This is a genomic window from Streptomyces sp. 1222.5, assembly GCF_900105245.1.
Classification (GTDB): Bacteria; Actinomycetota; Actinomycetes; order Streptomycetales; family Streptomycetaceae; genus Streptomyces; species Streptomyces albidocamelliae.
Map to the genome: position 1 here is coordinate 7,555,783 of NZ_FNSZ01000001.1, position 15,203 is coordinate 7,570,985.

A 15,203-nucleotide genomic window follows, 5' to 3' on the forward strand; every position below is an offset into this window, starting at 1 on the left:
GACCCGCTTGCCCGCTTCGGTCTTCGTTCCCCCAGCTCACCTTATGGGGCACGGCGGTCGGCACCGTCGGGAACCGGACGGCCCGGCAGCACCTGGGGAGGAGCCGCCGGGCCGTCGCGGTCGCCGAAGCGGTGCCGGTGCCGATTCCGGTGCGGGCGGGGCTCAGTGAGCCCCGGCCCCCTCGGGACGGGCGTGGCGGGGCAGGAGGAAGGCGAGCAGGAAGGTGAGGGCGAGCATGCCGTCGACGATCCACAGCACCGTCTTCATGACCGATCCGAAGCCGCTCTGGAAGGCCGACGAGGCGGTGGACTTCAGCGCGCCGGGTATCCGGGCGGCGGCCTGCGGCGAGGTCACGGCCGACCGGGTGTCCTTCTCCAGGCGCACACAGGACGCCGGGGTCGCGGCGGGGTCCTTGGCGACGGCGCGGTCCGAGGCGCAGGTGCGCAGGTCCGCGACGAGGCGGTCCTGGGTGGCGGGCGCCACGTGCGCGGCGGCCAACTGCCCCCGCAGACCGGCCGAGTGGTGGTCCACGGCGGTCGCGATGCCGCCGCCGAGCAGGCCGAAGAAGGCGGTGCCGAGGACGGCCACGCCGAAGGCGCCGCCGAGCTGCTGCATCGCGGTCATCGTGCCCGAGGCCGAGCCCGTCTCGTGCTGCTCGACACTGGCGAGCACGATGTCGAAGAACGGCGCCATGAGCAGGCCCATCCCGATGCCGGTGAGGAGCAGGGACGGCAGGAGCTGCCAGGGCCCGACGCCCGAACCCACCATGTCGAGGGTCAGCCACAGGCCGAACACGCCGACCGCCATGACCAGCGCGCCCGCCTGGAGCACGGCCCGGCCGAAGCGGGCCACGCCCTGGGCGATCCCGAAGCCGACGATCATGCCGCCCGACCAGGGCACCATCACCAGTCCCGCCTTCAGCGGCGAGTAGCCGAGGCCGAGCTGGGTGTACAGGTTGAAGACCAGCATGAAGCCCTGCATGGTCGAGAAGAAGACGAGTCCGAGCGTCATACCGCCGCTGAAGCCGCGCTTGCGGAACAGGCTGGGGACGACCAGCGGATCCCGGCCGGCCCTGCTGCGGCGCGCCTCGTACCAGGCGAAGACGGCGAAGACGGCCACCGACGCGGCCATCATCGCGAACGTCCACCCGGGCCAGTCGTACTCACGGCCCTGGACCAGCGGGAAGATGATGAGCAGGGCGGCCAGCGAGACCAGCAGCATGCCGGGGATGTCGAGGCGCGGACGGTGCTCGGAGCGGCCCCTCGGCAGATAACGCAGGGCACCGAGGAAGGCCGCGGCACCCAGCGGCAGGTTGATCAGGAAGATCATCCGCCAGCCCGTGCCGAAGTAGTCGGCGTCGACCAGCCAGCCGGCCAGGATGGGCCCGCACACCGCCGACAGTCCCATGACGGGGCCGAACAGCCCGAAGGCCTTCTGCGACTCCTGCGGCGGGAACATCTCCTTGATCATGCCGAGGCCCTGAGGCAGCATCACCGCGCCGAACAGCCCCTGGACGACGCGTGCGCCGATCAGCATCTCGGGCGACGCGGATATCGCGCACAGCAGCGAGCCCACGGTGAAGCCGGCGGCACCCACCAGGAACATCCTGCGGCGACCGTGGATGTCCCCGAGCCGGCCGCCGGTGACGAGGCCGACGGCCATCGAGAGGGTGTACGCGGCCGCCAGCCACTGGAGGGTGGAGGCGCCGCCGCCCAGGTCGGCCCGCATCGAGGGACCGGCGATGTTCGTGACCACGGCGTCGAGGAGATCCATGACCTCGGCCGCGAGGATCACGAAGAGCGCGGCCCAGCGCCACCGGTAGGGCGCCGGGGAGTCGGTGGGCGCCTCGGCGGACGCGACACCGGTGGTGGACATCGGAACTCCTCGCGGAAGGGCCGCGCGCCGCGAGGGTGCGGGCGCGGGAATGGACGGAACGTGGCTCAGAACACTGTTCACCTTAACAGAACAGTGCTCACCCAGAGAACGCTGTTCATCAAGATATAGCGCGCACCGTGGAAGCGAACAAGATATATCGCGTGTCGAGGGGCGGGTCGGGGTCCGGGTCGTACGCCGCTCACCGGCGGAGAACACTGTTCTCCCGGCGCCTAGACTGAACGCATGACCGACGCGGACGCCGCCACCCCCGCACCCCTTCCGCCGTCCCCCTGGGAGCGCGAGCGGCCCACTCGCGAGCGCACCGCCCCGGCGCGCGCACCGCTGTCGCGCGAACGGGTCGTGGAGGCGGCCTTCACCGTGCTGGACCGGCAGGGACTCGACGGTCTGTCGATGCGCCAGGTGGCCGCCGAACTGGGCGTCACGGTCTCCGCGCTCTACGCCCACGTCAGCTCGAAGGACGACCTCCTGGAGCTGATGTACACCCGGCTCTTCGACGGCTTCAAGCTGCCCGAACCCGACCCCGAGCGGTGGCGCGAGCAGCTGCGGGACTTCGCCCGCTCCGTCCGGCGGCGCCTGCTGTCCCACCGGGACATGGCCAGGATCTCCATGGCCCACGTCCCCTTCACCGCCGAACTGCTGCCGCACGTCGAGTCGTTGCTCGCCGTCTTCCGCACCGCCGGACTGCCCGACCGCATCGCCGCCGAGGCCGGCGACCTCATCTCCACCTACATCGACGGGTTCGTCCTGGAGGAGGGGATGTGGCAGGACCGCGCCGCCCAGCAGCACACCGGCGCCTCCTCCCTGGCCCGCCCCGACTGGCGCGAGATGGCCGACGAGATGCAGAACTACTTCGCGTCCCTGCCCCCCGACGACTTCCCCCACCTGCGCGCCCTGTCCGGGCTGATGGTGACGGACTCCTCCGACGAGAGGTTCGACATCGGCCTGGAGATCATCCTGCGCGGCCTGGCGAGCTACCTGCCGGAGACGGGGGCCGAGGGCGGCCACCCGTCGGAGACGGGGGGCGAGGAGGGCCCGGACGCGTGAGGCGCCGCCCGCGAGCGCGGGCACGGGCGCGGGATCGCGGGCGGGAGCCGGGCGGGACGGGGACGGGAACGGGAGGCCCCAGGGTGCTGGAGTAGTTCTCTCCAGGAGGAGTCTCCAATGAAGCATCCCCCGGACCGGATCGACGTCGCCGTGGGGCTACGCCGCGTCCTTCAGGACCTGTCCGCCGTGGAACGGTGGGCCGAGGGTGACGCCGGGGCCGCGCCACCCGAGCCGTACGCGGACGAAGAACCGTGGGACGGGCCGGAGTTCAGTGTCGAGACCGTCAGTGACAGCAGCATGCACACCGTCGTGGACATCACTCTCCGGTGCGGCCACGACCGGTCGCTGCCCGGCCCGGACCGGCCGGGCGAGGACGAGGTCGCGGCGCTGCGCTCCACCGTGCGGGCGCTGCTGGATCTCGCGGGCGTCGGCTCCGGCCGTGCCTGGACCACCGTCGTGCTGACCGACCGAGGTCCACGGGTCGTCAGTTGCCGCCTCGACGCCGGCGAGACCGTGTTCGCCCGCGAGCCCGTACCCGGACGGGACTGAAGGGAGGGACAGGTCAGGTCGGGAGGAAGGTGGGCCGCGGGAGCCGGGGCGGGTGCCCGCCGACCCACGCGGGCCGAGCGGCTGTCCTGCCCCGGCCGTGGACTCCGCCGGACACCTCACCGGGATCACGTGCGCGTCCCCCCCCCGCACCGGTGCTGGGTCGGCGGGCATCGGCGCGGTGAGCCCGTCGGCCGAGGGCCGCAAGCAAGGCGGGCTGCCGGAGCGCGGGCGAGTGCCCGGCGACGGGTGCCGTCCGGCGAGCGGGAACGCGCGTGCGGCACCGCCGGCCCGTCATGGCCCCGGTACCGGCCGCTCGGTACCGGCACCGGCGTCAGCGTGCGCCGCCCCGCGCGCAAGGGCCGCCCAAGTGCGTGGTGCCCGCTGTCGATACCGGGCCTGACCTGCCGTTACCGTCCGCCTTCCCGGACCGGTCCGGCGGGCGGTATCGACGTGGGAACGGTCCGGGAACGGGCCCCGGGAGAGTTCGTGGTGTCGGGAAGAGGAACCGGGAGAAACCCGGGGACACCACGTAAAGGGGATACATCATGGGACGCAAGTCGGCCGGTCTCGTCGGAATCGTCGCCGCTGTCCTCACCCTCGGCCTGGGAGCCTCGATCGAGGCGGGTCACTCGCAGGACCGCCCCGCCGGTGCGCGGGTCGTCGCCGACGACCGCGGCCCCACCGTGATCACGCAGGGTTCCCCCACCGCCACCCCCGCCGACGACCGCGAACCGACCGGCACCGGCGCCTGATCCCCGGCACACACCACCGCGCCCCGCACCAGGACCCCGAGTCCGGTGCGGGGCGCGGTCGTACGCGCACGGCGCGATCGCGCGTCAGCGGCGCCGGTCCGCCGGTACGCCCATCGCGGTGAACAGCTCCTCCGCGGACCGCTCGTGCCCGGCCGCCACCTCGGTGCGGCCGAGCGCCGCCTGCGCCCGGGCCATGCCGGACAGCGCGTAGGCCACCTCGATCCGGAAGTCCAGTGAGGACGCCACCTCGTGCGCCCGCTCGTGCAGACCCAGTGCCGTCGTGTGGTCGCCCCGCCGGCACAGATACCGGCCGACCGTGTTCTCGACCTTGGCCCGACGCAGCGGAGAAACGTTTGCGCTGACGGTGTGCAGCGCCCGGTCCCCGTACTCGACGGCCTGCTCGGTACGGCCCAGCCGGTGGCAGACCTCCGCCGAGAGCGCGAGGGCGAGCGCCACCTGACCGGGATCCCGGTTCTCCTCGCACAGGGTCCGCGCCTGCTTGAGGCTCACCTCGGCCGACTCGTCGTCCCCGAGGCAGGCCTGGGCGAACGCCAGGTCCGTCAGCGCGACCACCTTGTTCTCGTGCCGCCCGAGTTCGTCGCAGAGCACGATCGCCCTGCGGGCCGCCGCCGCGGCCTCCTCGTGCCGTCCCCACTGCTCGTACAGCGTGCTGAGCAGCGTCAGACTCTCCGCCTCCGCGCGGCTCGCGCCCAGCTTCCGCTCGTGGGCGATCGACTGCTCCAGGTGCGACAGCGCCTGCGGGAAGTCCCCCAGCAGACTCTTGAGCTGCCCCAGCGTGCTCTCGCTGTGCGCCAGGGTCTGGAGGTCGCCGAGCCGCTCGGCGACGTCCCGGCCCTCCGTGGCGATCTCGACGGCCTCCGTGAACCGCCCCAGTTTCCAGCAGGCGACACCCAGGTTGGACAGGCTGACCCCGAGCAGCGGCAGTTCACCCAGCCGCCGCGCGGCGGACACCGCCTCCAGGCCCATCGAGCGGAACTCCTCCAACTGCCCACGGGCACTGAGCTGGAACGCCAGATTGCGGGTCAGGAGCACGGTGTGCCGGTCCCGCCCGAGCCGCCGGGAGAGGCCGACCATGCCCAGCAGCGCCCCCTGCTCCCGTGCGAACCAGTGCTCGGCCGGTCCGCGCCCGTCGAACCGCGGTGCCTGCGCCGGCCCTTCGTCCGTGCCGGTCGCAATCCGGCGCCGTCCCGGGAACATCACCTGGCACGCCGACTCCGTCGCCGTCAGGTAGTAGTCGAGCAACCGGTGCACCGACGCCTCGTCGTCGTCCTCCGTGGCCACCGACCGCAGGCTGTGCGCGAAGCTGCGCACCAGGTCGTGGAAGGTGTAGAGACCGATCTCCGGCTGCTGCAACAGATGCACGTCCAGCAGGATCTCCAGGATGTCCTCGGCATCGCGGGGGTCCGTGCCGAGCAGCGCCGCGGCGGCATGCACGTCGATCTCGCCGCCCGGGTGGAGCGCCAGGATGCGGAACGCGGTCCGGCACTCCTGGTCCAGGGCCTGGTACGACAGACGAAGAGTGGCTGCGACACTGCGCTGCCCCGAACTCAGCTCGTCCAGCCGCCGCGCCTCGTCGCGCAGCCTGTCGGCCAGGTAACGCAGCGTCCACCGCGGCCGGTTGCGCAGCCGCGCGGTGGCGATCCGCAGGGCCAGCGGCAGATGTCCGCAGAGGCGGGCCAGCTCGGCGGCGGCGTCCGGCTCGGCCGCGTACCGCTGCTCGCCCAGTGTCTCCGCGACCAGCTTCGCGCACTCCTCGGGCGACATCACGTCGACCGAGATCCACTGGGCCGAATCCAGGTCCACCAGCCGGGCCCGGCTGGTGACCAGCACCAGGCAGCCCGGCGCGGTCGGCAGCAACGGCCGTACACCGTCCGCGTCGGCGGCGTTGTCCAGCAGGAGCAGCAGCCGTCTGCCGGTGATCGTCGCCCGCCACAGCGCCGTACGCCCCGCGAGGTCCTCCGGGATCCGCTCGCCCGGCACCCCCAGCGCACGCAGCAGGCTGTCGAGCGCCCCGCCCGGGGTGACCGGCTGCTCGCCCGGGGTGTATCCGCGCAGGTCGATGTAGAGCTGGCCGTCGGGGAAGTCGCCCGCCAGACTGTGCGCCGCGTGCACGGCGAGCGAGGTCTTGCCGCTGCCGCCCATGCCGTCCAGCGCCACGATCCGCGAGTGACGCGCGTAGTCCCGTCCGGCGCAGTCGAGGAGTTCGCGCAGCTCGCGCTCGCGGCCGGTGAAGTCCGCCAGATCGTACGGCAGGGTGCACGGAGCGTCGGCGGGCGCGCTCACCACCGGCGCGGGGACGGGCACGGGGGCCGGCGGGGGAGCGGGCGCGGCCAGCTCCGGACTCTCGCGCAGGATCCCCTCGTACACCTTGGTCAGGCCGGGGCCCGGGTCGACGCCCAGTTCCTCCACCAGGAGTTCACGGACCCGGCTGTACTCCTCCAGCGCCTCCGCCTGCCGACCCGAGCGGTACAGCGCCAGCATCAGCTGGGCGCGCAGCGTCTCGCGCAGCGGGTGGCTCTGCACGAAGTCCCGCAGATCGACGACGAGTTCACCGCTCTCGCCGAGGCCGAGCCGCAGGTCGAAGAGGTGCTCGGCGGCGGCGAGCCGGCGCTCCTCGAACGAGGTGGCCGCCGCCTCGATCACGGGACCGCCCGCCCCGGACAGGATCGGGCCGCGCCACAGGCCGAGCGCCCGGCGCAGCGCCTCGACGGCCTCGGCGGGCCGGCCCTCTCCCGCGGCCCCCCGGGCGGCCTGCACCAGCATCCCGAACTCGGTCAGGTCCAGCTGTTCCTGATCGAGCGTCACCCGGTAGCCGGGGCCGTCGGTGACGATGACCTCGCCGCCCGCCGGGATACGCCGCCGCAGGTCGGCGACGGCCTTGCGTACCTGGTGGGACGCGGTCGCGGGCGGATCCTCGGCCCACGCCGACTCCACGAGCCGGCCGATCGGCAGCACCCGGCCGGTCTCCAGCAACAGCGTGCCGAGTACACGTTCCTGGATCAGTCCGCCCAGCCGGAGCCGGGAACCGTCCGCCCAACCCTCCAGCGGCCCGAGCACATTGAAACGCAGTGAACCCGCTTCGGCATCGGTCATGCCGGTGAGCCTCCCCCAGGTCACGAACTCCACCGATTCCGTCCGCGTCCCGGATCATAGCCCGTTCCCTGGCTCTCGGTAACGAGCCGGTACGCGTTCGGTAAGCACCGCCGCCACCTTGGGATCCAGCAGGCGGCACCGGATGCAAGGCACCGCCTCCAGGCCCTCGCCGTGCGGGCCCCACACGCAAGCCAAGGAGAGTGGTCATGACCGAGCAGGCAGCGACGGACGGACTCGCGAAACAGTTGCGGGCGGCACGCCGGTGGGCGGGAATCACCCAGGAACAGCTCGCCGGCCTGTCGACCGTCAGCGTGCGGGCCATCCGCGACCTGGAGCAGGGGCGGGTGCGGCACCCGCGCCGCGAGACGCTCCGGCTGCTCGCCGACGCCATGCGACTGGGCGACGCCCGCCGCGCGGCGCTGGAACTCGCCGTCGAGGGCGCCCCCGCCGACACCGTGATGCGTGAGGCGTTCGGAGCCGAACTGGCGCCCCCGCCGAAGCCGTTGCGCCGCCTGGTCGGCCGTACCGAGGAACTGCGCGCCCTGACCGGACTGCTGGCCACCGAGCACGAGCGGCTGCTGACCGTGGTCGGCCTGCCGGGCGTGGGCAAGACCCGGCTCGCCCAGGAGGCCGCCCTGCTGCTGCACACCCGCGACCGGATACCCGTCCTCTGGGCCGACATGAGCCAGACCGCGAGCGCACCGGCGGCCGGCGACGCCCGCAGCCCGCGCGCGGCACTGACCGGCTGGGCCCGTTCCCTCGCCACCGGCGGGCCGGGACTGGAGGAGCTGGCGTCCGTCGTACGGGGCCGCGCCGCCCTCCTGGTCCTCGACGGCCACGACGCCGTGCCCGGTCTCGTACCGCACCTCATGGAGCTGCTGCACAGCTGCGAACGTCTGAAGGTGCTGATCACCGCACGCGAACCGCACCGCACCCCCGGCAACCGGCTGCTGCCGCTCGCCCCCCTGCCGCTCCCCGCTCCGGAACCGCCCGCCGACGCCCCCACCCCCCTGCCCGGGGAATCCCTCACGGCCGGCGAACCCGCGCTGGAACTGATGCTGTCCTACGTCGGTCACATGCGTCCCGACCTGCTGCCCACGGACTCGGTCGTGCGCACGGTCGCCCGGATATGCCACGCCCTGGACGGGGTGCCCCGAGCAATGGAGTCCGCCGCGTCCTGGCTGCTGCTGCACTCCCTGGAGGAACTGCTGCGAACGGCCCGGACCAGTCCGCTCGACATCGTGGACGACGCCACCCTCCCGGACGCGAGCGGCGAGGGACTGGCCGCTCTCCTCGCCGCCGCCGTGGACCGCCTCGACGACGCGCAGACCACCCTCCTCGGCGACCTGGGCGCGCTGGCGGACGGCTGGACCGCCGACCAGGCCGCCGCCGTACTGGCGGTCCCCGCCACCACGGTGGCCCGCGAGGTGCACGCGCTGATGCTGCGGGGCCTGGTCCGCCGGCTGCCCGCCGCGGAGGACAGTGCCGGCCGGTTCGGCGTCCTCAACCTGGTCCGCCGGCTCGCGGCCGACCGCGCCGGGGCGGCGGCACACCGGACCGAAGCGCTCGTCCACTGAACCACCGACCCGCGCTCCCGCCCCCTCCCACGACCTCCCCCTCCCTTCTCCTCCCGCCTTCCTTCTCCTCCCCTCATCGAAAGGTCTTCGCCATGCGCAACCTGATCTCCCTCGCCGACCTCACGCCCGAGCAGCTCGCGCGGATCGTCGCCCGTGCCGTCGCGTTCGGCCGCGGTGACGTCGAGGACCGCCCGCTGACCGGGCGTCAGGTGGGTGTCTACTTCCGCAAGTCGTCCACCCGGACGCGCACCTCGTTCTGGAGCGGGGCCACCCGGCTGGGCGCCGACGTGATCACCTTCGGCCCGGACGAACTCCAGCTGACCACCGGCGAGACGGTGGAGGACACCGCCCGGGTCCTCGGCCAGTACCTGGACGCGCTCGTCGTCCGGACCAACGGCGACGTCGAGGAGATGCGCCGGCTCGGCGGCAGCCCGGACCTCGCCGTGGTCAACGCGCTCAGCCTGGACGAGCACCCCACCCAGGCCATCGCCGACCTGACCACGCTCAGCGAGCACTTCGGGGAGCTCGCCGGCCGCCACGTACTCGTCGTCGGTGAGGGCAACAGCTCCGGAGCGGCCCTCGCCCTGGCCGGCGCGCTCACCCCCGGTCTGCGCGTGACGCTGTTGTGCCCGGAGGGCTACGAAGTGGCCAAGAGCACCCTGGACCTGGTCGACGAACTCGGCGGCGGCGACCACCAGGTGCGCCAGATCACCGACCCGGCCGGGGTGGACGGCCCGGTGGACGCGATCTACACGAGCCGCTGGCAGACCATGGGCGTGCCCAAGGCCGACCCGAACTGGCTCGCGGCGTTCGACGGGTTCTGCGTCGACCGCGCGTTCTTCGACCGCTTCAGCGGCTCGCACACCGTCTTCCTGCACGACCTGCCCGCCGTGCGCGGCCAGGAGGTCACCGACGAGATCCTGGACGGCGAGCGCAGCCTCGCCTGGCGGCAGGCCCACCACAAGATGACGGCCGCGATGGCGGTCCTGGAGTGGTGCGTGGTGGGCACGCGGGACTGACGGCCCGCGGGCGGCCACACACAGCGGGGCGGCGTCGGTACGGCTCGTCAGAGCCGGTACCGACGCCGCCCCGCTGTGCGCCGGGCGGGTCAGCCGCCCATCGCGGCCACCACCGAACGAGGGCGCAGATCCGTCCAGTTGGCCTCGATGTACTCGGTGCACTCCTGCTTGCTGCCCTCCTCGCGCATCTGCTGCCAGCCCTCCGGGCGCCGGATGCGGGCCGGCCACAGCGAGTGCTGGCCCTCGTCGTTGACCAGGACGACGAAACGGCCGTCGGCGTCGTCGAACGGGTTGGTTGCCATGAAAGTCACCTCTGTCGGGTCCGTGGAACAGGGAATCGTTATCGCACCGCTGACTCGAAGCTAGGCGGCACGGCCGGGGAAATCGGGCAGCACGGGCGGCAGTTGGGCGGCACCCCGACGCCGGCCCGGGTCAGGCCGGCACGGCGGAGACCTGACGGGCCCGCGTCACCGCGACCCCGGCCGCGACCGCGGCGGCCCGCACCGAGCCGAGCGCCTCTCGCAGCAACTCCGTGCGCAGCTGCGGCTGGTCGGCCAGCTCGGGCCGGTCGGCGTCGATCAGCTGCACCGCAGCCTCCAGCACCGCGAATTGCGCCTCGCCGACGGGCTCACGGCGGTCGGCCCGGGACATGGCCTCACGCAGAGCCGCGGCCAGCAACTCGTTCGCGGCGGCGACAGGGGCGATCTGGGACATGGGTCCACTCCTTCGCAATTGGGGGATACGCCGGCCACCCGCGCGTGCGCCGTTCTTCTCGCCCGCGTCCGCCGGCTGTGCGGGCGGGCGCTGCATTTCGCCGCGACCGCGTTTTCTCCGCACCGGTGCGGCGCCGGAAAACGACTGTACGCCGGGCCGCCGGGGCCGCATCGACAGGCAATGACAACTGCCGCTCGGCTGCCGCCTCGGGCGCCGGTGAGCGGCCCGCCGCGTTCCTACGATCGATGGCGAAAGGAAGTTCCGAGCCATCCAGGACCTCCTTCTCCCATTGACATCCCATGATGTGGACGAAGTGATGACGCAGCCTGCGGAATTGGCGCCCCGAGATCCCTCCGGGACGCTGGACGTCGTGGTCACCGGACTGCCGTCCGATGCACACACCTGGAATCTCGTATTCATTCAATTGCTGCTCGAAGACCTCGGGCACCACGTCGTCAATCTGGGGCCGTGCATTTCTCAGGACGAAATCGTCGAGTCGTGCTGCAAGTACCAGCCCGACCTGCTGGTGGTGAGCAGCGTCAACGGCCACGGGGCCCATGACGCCGAACATCTCGTCCGGGCACTCAGGGCCCGCTGGGAACTGGCCGGGCTCCCGGCCGTCGTCGGCGGCAAGCTCGGCGTGCGGGGAGCCGACGGGCGTGACGGGCACGGCCGGCGACTGGTGGACGCGGGCTTCGACGCGGTGTTCCACGACGAGCAGGGCCTCGGGCCGTTCGAGGCGTTCGTCGGCGCGCTGGCCGCGGACCGAACCCCGTGCGGGTCGGCGCACCTCCCGGAAGGAGCGGCACGATGACGTCCTTCGGACGGTTCGTGGCCGCCGCCCGGGCCCGCGGCACCCTCGTGGTGCAGCCCCGCATGGGCTTCTCCGAACCCGCCCGCATGCGGGCCGGGCTGCTCGCCACCAAGCGCGCGGCCGACGCGGTGGCCGGCACCCTCACCATCGACAGCTACACCCGCGTCGGTGACGAGCCGGCCGCCGTACGCGCCCTCAACGAGGACGTGTCCCTCAACGGCTACCCCATCACCTCCTACAGCCCGCACACCTCCCACTGGGTCCTGGACGGCGTCCCCGACCCGTCCTTCCCCGTCCAGGTCCGGCACGGCTCGGCCGGCCCGCAGCGGATCGTCGCCGCGCTCGCCCGGCTCGGCCTGACCGCCACCGAGGGCGGACCCGTCTCCTACTGCCTGCCCTACGGCCGCACCCCCCTCGTCGACTCGGTCCGCAACTGGCAGGAGGCCTGCGAACAACTGGCCGCACTCCGCGCCGACGGGGCCGAACCGCACCTGGAGAGTTTCGGCGGCTGCATGCTCGGCCAACTGTGCCCGCCCGGACTGCTGGTGGCGATCAGCGCCCTGGAAGGGGTGTTCTTCCACCGGGCCGGACTGCGCTCCATCTCCCTGAGCTACACCCAGCAGACCAGCCCCGAGCAGGACCGGCAGGCGGTGCGCGCGCTGCGCCGGCTCGCGGGCGAACTCCTCCCGGACACCGACTGGCACGTCGTCGTCTACACCTACATGGGCGTCTACCCCCGTTCCCGGCACGGCGCCCGCGCCCTGCTGGAACGCTCCGCCGAACTGGCCGTACGGGCCGGCGCCCACCGGCTCATCGTGAAGACCGCCGCGGAGGCACACCGCATCCCGACCGTCGCCGAGAACGTGGAGGCACTGCGCATCGCCGCCCGGGCCGCCGCCCGCACCGCGGCGACGGCACCCGGCGACGCGGCGGCCGGCGACCCCGACACGGCGGACAACCCCGTATACGCCGAGGCCCGCGCACTCGTGGACGCGGTCCTCGACCTGGACGCCGACCTGGGCAGCGCGCTGCTCAAGGCGTTCGAGCGCGGCTATCTCGACGTCCCCTACTGCCTGCACCCCGACAACGCGGGCCGAACCCGCAGCCACATCGACGCCACCGGCCGCCTGACCTGGTCGGACATCGGAGCCCTGCCCATCGGCCGGGTCACCGCACGCCGCGGCGCCCGGCTCACCGCCGCCGGCCTGTACGACGCCCTGACGTACGTGCAGCGCCGGTACGACCAGACGCCCGACCACCGTTCCGCACCGGACCCGCACCGCGGACCCGCCGACGAGCACGCCCACGACCACGACCTCCTGGAGGTATGACCATGACCGTGACCACCACCGAGGCCGTGGACGAGGCACTGACGCCGTTCCCGTCCTCGCCCGACGCCCACCTCACCGACCCCCGCACCCGGGCCACCCTGCGCGTGCAGAGCCGCATGCTCACCGCCACCCGCGCCTTCCTGACCGCACGCGGCTTCCAGGAACTGCTGCCGCCCCTCATAGGCCCGGTCACCGACCCCGGCATCCGCGGCTCCAAGCAGGTCGACGTCGACTTCTACGGCCACAAGTACAAGCTGATGACCAGCGCCATCCTCTACAAGCAGGCCTCGCTGCTCGCCTTCGACAAGATCTTCTACATCGCCCCCAACGTCCGGCTGGAACCCGTCGAGACGGCCGTGACCCACCGCCACCTCGCCGAGTTCCACCAGATCGACGTGGAGATCCGCGACGCCCGCCGCGAGGACGCGATGGAGCTCGCCGAGCGGCTCGTCTCCCACGTCGTCGCCGACGCCGTCGTGGCCGTGCCCGCCGAGCTGGAACTCCTCGGCCGCGACACCGACACCCTGCGCCAGGCCGTCGCCGAGGCCTTCGGCCGGGTGGGACACGGGGAGGCCACCGCCGGCCTGATCGCCGCCGGGCATCCGCAGGACCCGGCCGCCGAGATCGACTGGCAGGGCGAGGAGATCGTGTCCGCCCGCGCGCACCGCCCCTTCTTCATCACCGACTACCCCAAGGGCTCCCGCGGCTTCTACGACAAGGAGAACGCCGAACAGCCGGGCGTGCTGCGCAACTTCGACCTCATCGCAGCCGAGGGTTACGGCGAACTCGCCAGCGGCAGCGAGCGCGAGCACGACTACGCCACCCTGGTCACCCGCATGCGCGAGACCGGCGAGAACCCCGCCAAGTACGGCTGGTACCTGGACCTGGCCCGCCGCGGCATCCCCGCCAGCTCCGGCTTCGGCATCGGCCTGGAGCGCTTCACCCGGTACGTCACCGGACGGCAGGCCGCCTGGCAGACCAGCGCCTACCCGAAGCTCCCCGGGGTGGTGTCCGCATGAGCAGCGCACTCGCCGCGAACGGGTTCCCCGAGGAGCAGGTCCGCGCCCGCGCCCGGCACGGAGCCGCGGCCGTCTTCCCCGCCGAGTCCGGCTACGGCAGCGGACTGCTCGGCGCGGCCCCGGCACCGTACTCGCCCGCCCCGGACGACGACCTGGAGCGCATCAGGATCGTCCCGCCGGTCTTCATGCCCGATCGGCTGAAGAAGCTCATCGACCTCGGCCGCGAACCCCTCTACAGCGACGTCGGACTGGAGACGGTCATCGGCGGGTTCACCAGCCGCCTGCCGGTCTACGTGTCCGCGTTCGGCTCCACCCAGGTCGCCAGCCACGACCTCGGCGAGGCCGCCGGCCGGCAGGCCGCCGAGCTCGGCATCCCGCTGGTCATCGGTGAGAACGTCGTCCCCGTCAACGGCTACCGCACCGCCGACGACGCCGGGGTCTCCCCGCTGCTCGGCCGGATCGCCGCCTACGCCGGGGCCGCCGACGACGAACACGGCGGTGTCGCCGTCCAGCAGTCCACCGAGGACGCCGACGCCGAGGTGTGGAATCTCGTCTACAGCGACCCCGTCAGCGAGCCCCTGCTCGCCACCGGCCGGCTCGCCTTCGAGCTGAAGGTCGGCCAGGGCGCCAAGCCCGGACTCGGCGGCCTCACCGTCCTCGGCCGCGACACCGCGAGCCGGGTCGCCGAACAGTACGCCATCGACGAGGTGTTCGGCGCCGACAGCGACAAGGTGCTGCGGGTCAGCAGCCCCGGCACCTTCACCGAGGAGATCCTGCGCCAGCAGATCCGGCTCATGCGCAACAACTTCCCCCGCGTCAGGGTGTGGGTGAAGCTCCACCCCGGCCGGGACGTGGCCCTCGCCGCCGCCACGGCCTGGGCGGCGGGCGCCGACGCGGTGACCGTCGACGGCGCCGAGGGCGGCACCGCCTGGGCGCCGACGGGATTCCTCGGCCACGTCGGACTGCCCCTCGCCGACTGCCTGCGCCGCGTCGGCCGCAAGGACCGCTGCCTCCTGGCCAGCGGCCGCGTGTGGGAGGGCACCCGGGCCGTCAAGGCCCTCGCCCTCGGCGCCCGCGCCGTCGGCCTCGGCCGCGCCGCCCTCCTCGCCGTCGACGAGGACCGCGAGGCCGGTCTGCGCCGCCTCGTCGAGGCGTTCGCCCTCGAACTGCGGATGCTGACCAGCGCGGTCGGCAAGTACCACGTCAACGCCCTCGATCCCGAGGACCTGTTCCTCCCGGCCGGCTGGTGCACGCCGCCCGCCGCGCCCGGCGCCGCCTGACCCGGCACCGCGCACCACCGCTTTTCCGCACCGCACACGCGCTTCCTCAGTCGTGGCAGCACCGGTTTCCCGGCACGCCGCGAGACCCGTGCAG

General features: G+C 73.0%; 13 protein-coding genes. 9 read left to right on the forward strand and 4 right to left on the reverse strand.

Going from position 1 to position 15,203, the window contains the following annotated elements:
• Positions 1–162 precede the first annotated feature (162 nt).
• Positions 163–1,875, reverse strand: coding sequence for an MFS transporter (locus BLW57_RS34250; protein WP_093479585.1), 1,713 nt, complete (start codon positions 1,873–1,875; stop codon positions 163–165).
• Between the two features lie 243 nt (positions 1,876–2,118).
• Between BLW57_RS34250 and BLW57_RS34255 the strand changes: the two genes are divergently transcribed.
• The 3 genes from BLW57_RS34255 (at position 2,119) to BLW57_RS34265 (ending at position 4,241) form a co-directional block, all read left to right on the forward strand.
• A complete protein-coding gene (locus BLW57_RS34255; RefSeq protein ID WP_093479586.1) occupies positions 2,119–2,940 on the forward strand; it encodes a TetR/AcrR family transcriptional regulator in 822 nt (273 codons plus the stop codon).
• A 117-nt stretch (positions 2,941–3,057) separates the two neighbouring features.
• Positions 3,058–3,489, forward strand: a complete 432-nt coding sequence (locus BLW57_RS34260) for a hypothetical protein (protein WP_093479587.1) — start codon at positions 3,058–3,060, stop codon at positions 3,487–3,489.
• A gap of 545 nt (positions 3,490–4,034) precedes the next feature.
• Positions 4,035–4,241 (forward strand): hypothetical protein, encoded by a 207-nt coding sequence (locus BLW57_RS34265; protein ID WP_093479588.1) that lies wholly within the window; start codon positions 4,035–4,037, stop codon positions 4,239–4,241.
• An 84-nt stretch (positions 4,242–4,325) separates the two neighbouring features.
• Here BLW57_RS34265 and BLW57_RS34270 read toward each other — a convergent pair whose 3' ends face one another.
• On the reverse strand, positions 4,326–7,355 hold the full coding sequence (locus BLW57_RS34270) for an AfsR/SARP family transcriptional regulator (RefSeq protein WP_093481034.1): 3,030 nt from the start codon (positions 7,353–7,355) through the stop codon (positions 4,326–4,328).
• A gap of 206 nt (positions 7,356–7,561) precedes the next feature.
• On the opposite strand from BLW57_RS34270, the gene BLW57_RS34275 reads away from it, so the two are divergent.
• Both BLW57_RS34275 and BLW57_RS34280 read left to right on the forward strand, forming a co-directional pair.
• Positions 7,562–8,932 (forward strand): helix-turn-helix domain-containing protein, encoded by a 1,371-nt coding sequence (locus tag BLW57_RS34275; RefSeq protein ID WP_093479589.1) that lies wholly within the window; start codon positions 7,562–7,564, stop codon positions 8,930–8,932.
• A 92-nt stretch (positions 8,933–9,024) separates the two neighbouring features.
• On the forward strand, positions 9,025–9,951 hold the full coding sequence (locus BLW57_RS34280) for an ornithine carbamoyltransferase (protein ID WP_093479590.1): 927 nt from the start codon (positions 9,025–9,027) through the stop codon (positions 9,949–9,951).
• Between the two features lie 89 nt (positions 9,952–10,040).
• Here BLW57_RS34280 and BLW57_RS34285 read toward each other — a convergent pair whose 3' ends face one another.
• Together BLW57_RS34285 and BLW57_RS34290 are read right to left on the reverse strand one after the other, a co-directional pair.
• Entirely contained in the window at positions 10,041–10,253 is a 213-nt protein-coding gene (locus tag BLW57_RS34285; protein WP_073894699.1) for an MbtH family protein, read from the reverse strand.
• 130 nt (positions 10,254–10,383) lie between these two features.
• Entirely contained in the window at positions 10,384–10,665 is a 282-nt protein-coding gene (locus BLW57_RS34290; protein ID WP_093479591.1) for a hypothetical protein, read from the reverse strand.
• A 304-nt stretch (positions 10,666–10,969) separates the two neighbouring features.
• On the opposite strand from BLW57_RS34290, the gene BLW57_RS34295 reads away from it, so the two are divergent.
• From BLW57_RS34295 to BLW57_RS34310, 4 genes are read left to right on the forward strand one after another with little or no spacing between them, the layout of a single operon-like run.
• The gene (locus BLW57_RS34295; protein WP_256339652.1) at positions 10,970–11,479 is read left to right on the forward strand and encodes a cobalamin B12-binding domain-containing protein; all 510 of its coding nucleotides are present in this window, start codon (positions 10,970–10,972) and stop codon (positions 11,477–11,479) included.
• Complete coding sequence (locus tag BLW57_RS34300) at positions 11,476–12,810, forward strand: methylaspartate mutase (RefSeq protein ID WP_093479592.1); 1,335 nt, start codon at positions 11,476–11,478, stop codon at positions 12,808–12,810. Before BLW57_RS34295 ends, BLW57_RS34300 begins: the two co-directional genes overlap by 4 nt.
• Positions 12,807–13,829: an asparagine synthetase A gene (locus BLW57_RS34305; RefSeq protein WP_093479593.1), complete on the forward strand. Its 1,023-nt coding sequence runs from the start codon at positions 12,807–12,809 to the stop codon at positions 13,827–13,829. The genes BLW57_RS34300 and BLW57_RS34305 overlap by 4 nt, the downstream gene beginning before the upstream one ends.
• On the forward strand, positions 13,826–15,109 hold the full coding sequence (locus BLW57_RS34310) for a glutamate synthase-related protein (protein ID WP_093479594.1): 1,284 nt from the start codon (positions 13,826–13,828) through the stop codon (positions 15,107–15,109). The genes BLW57_RS34305 and BLW57_RS34310 overlap by 4 nt, the downstream gene beginning before the upstream one ends.
• The last annotated feature ends 94 nt before the right edge of the window (positions 15,110–15,203 follow it).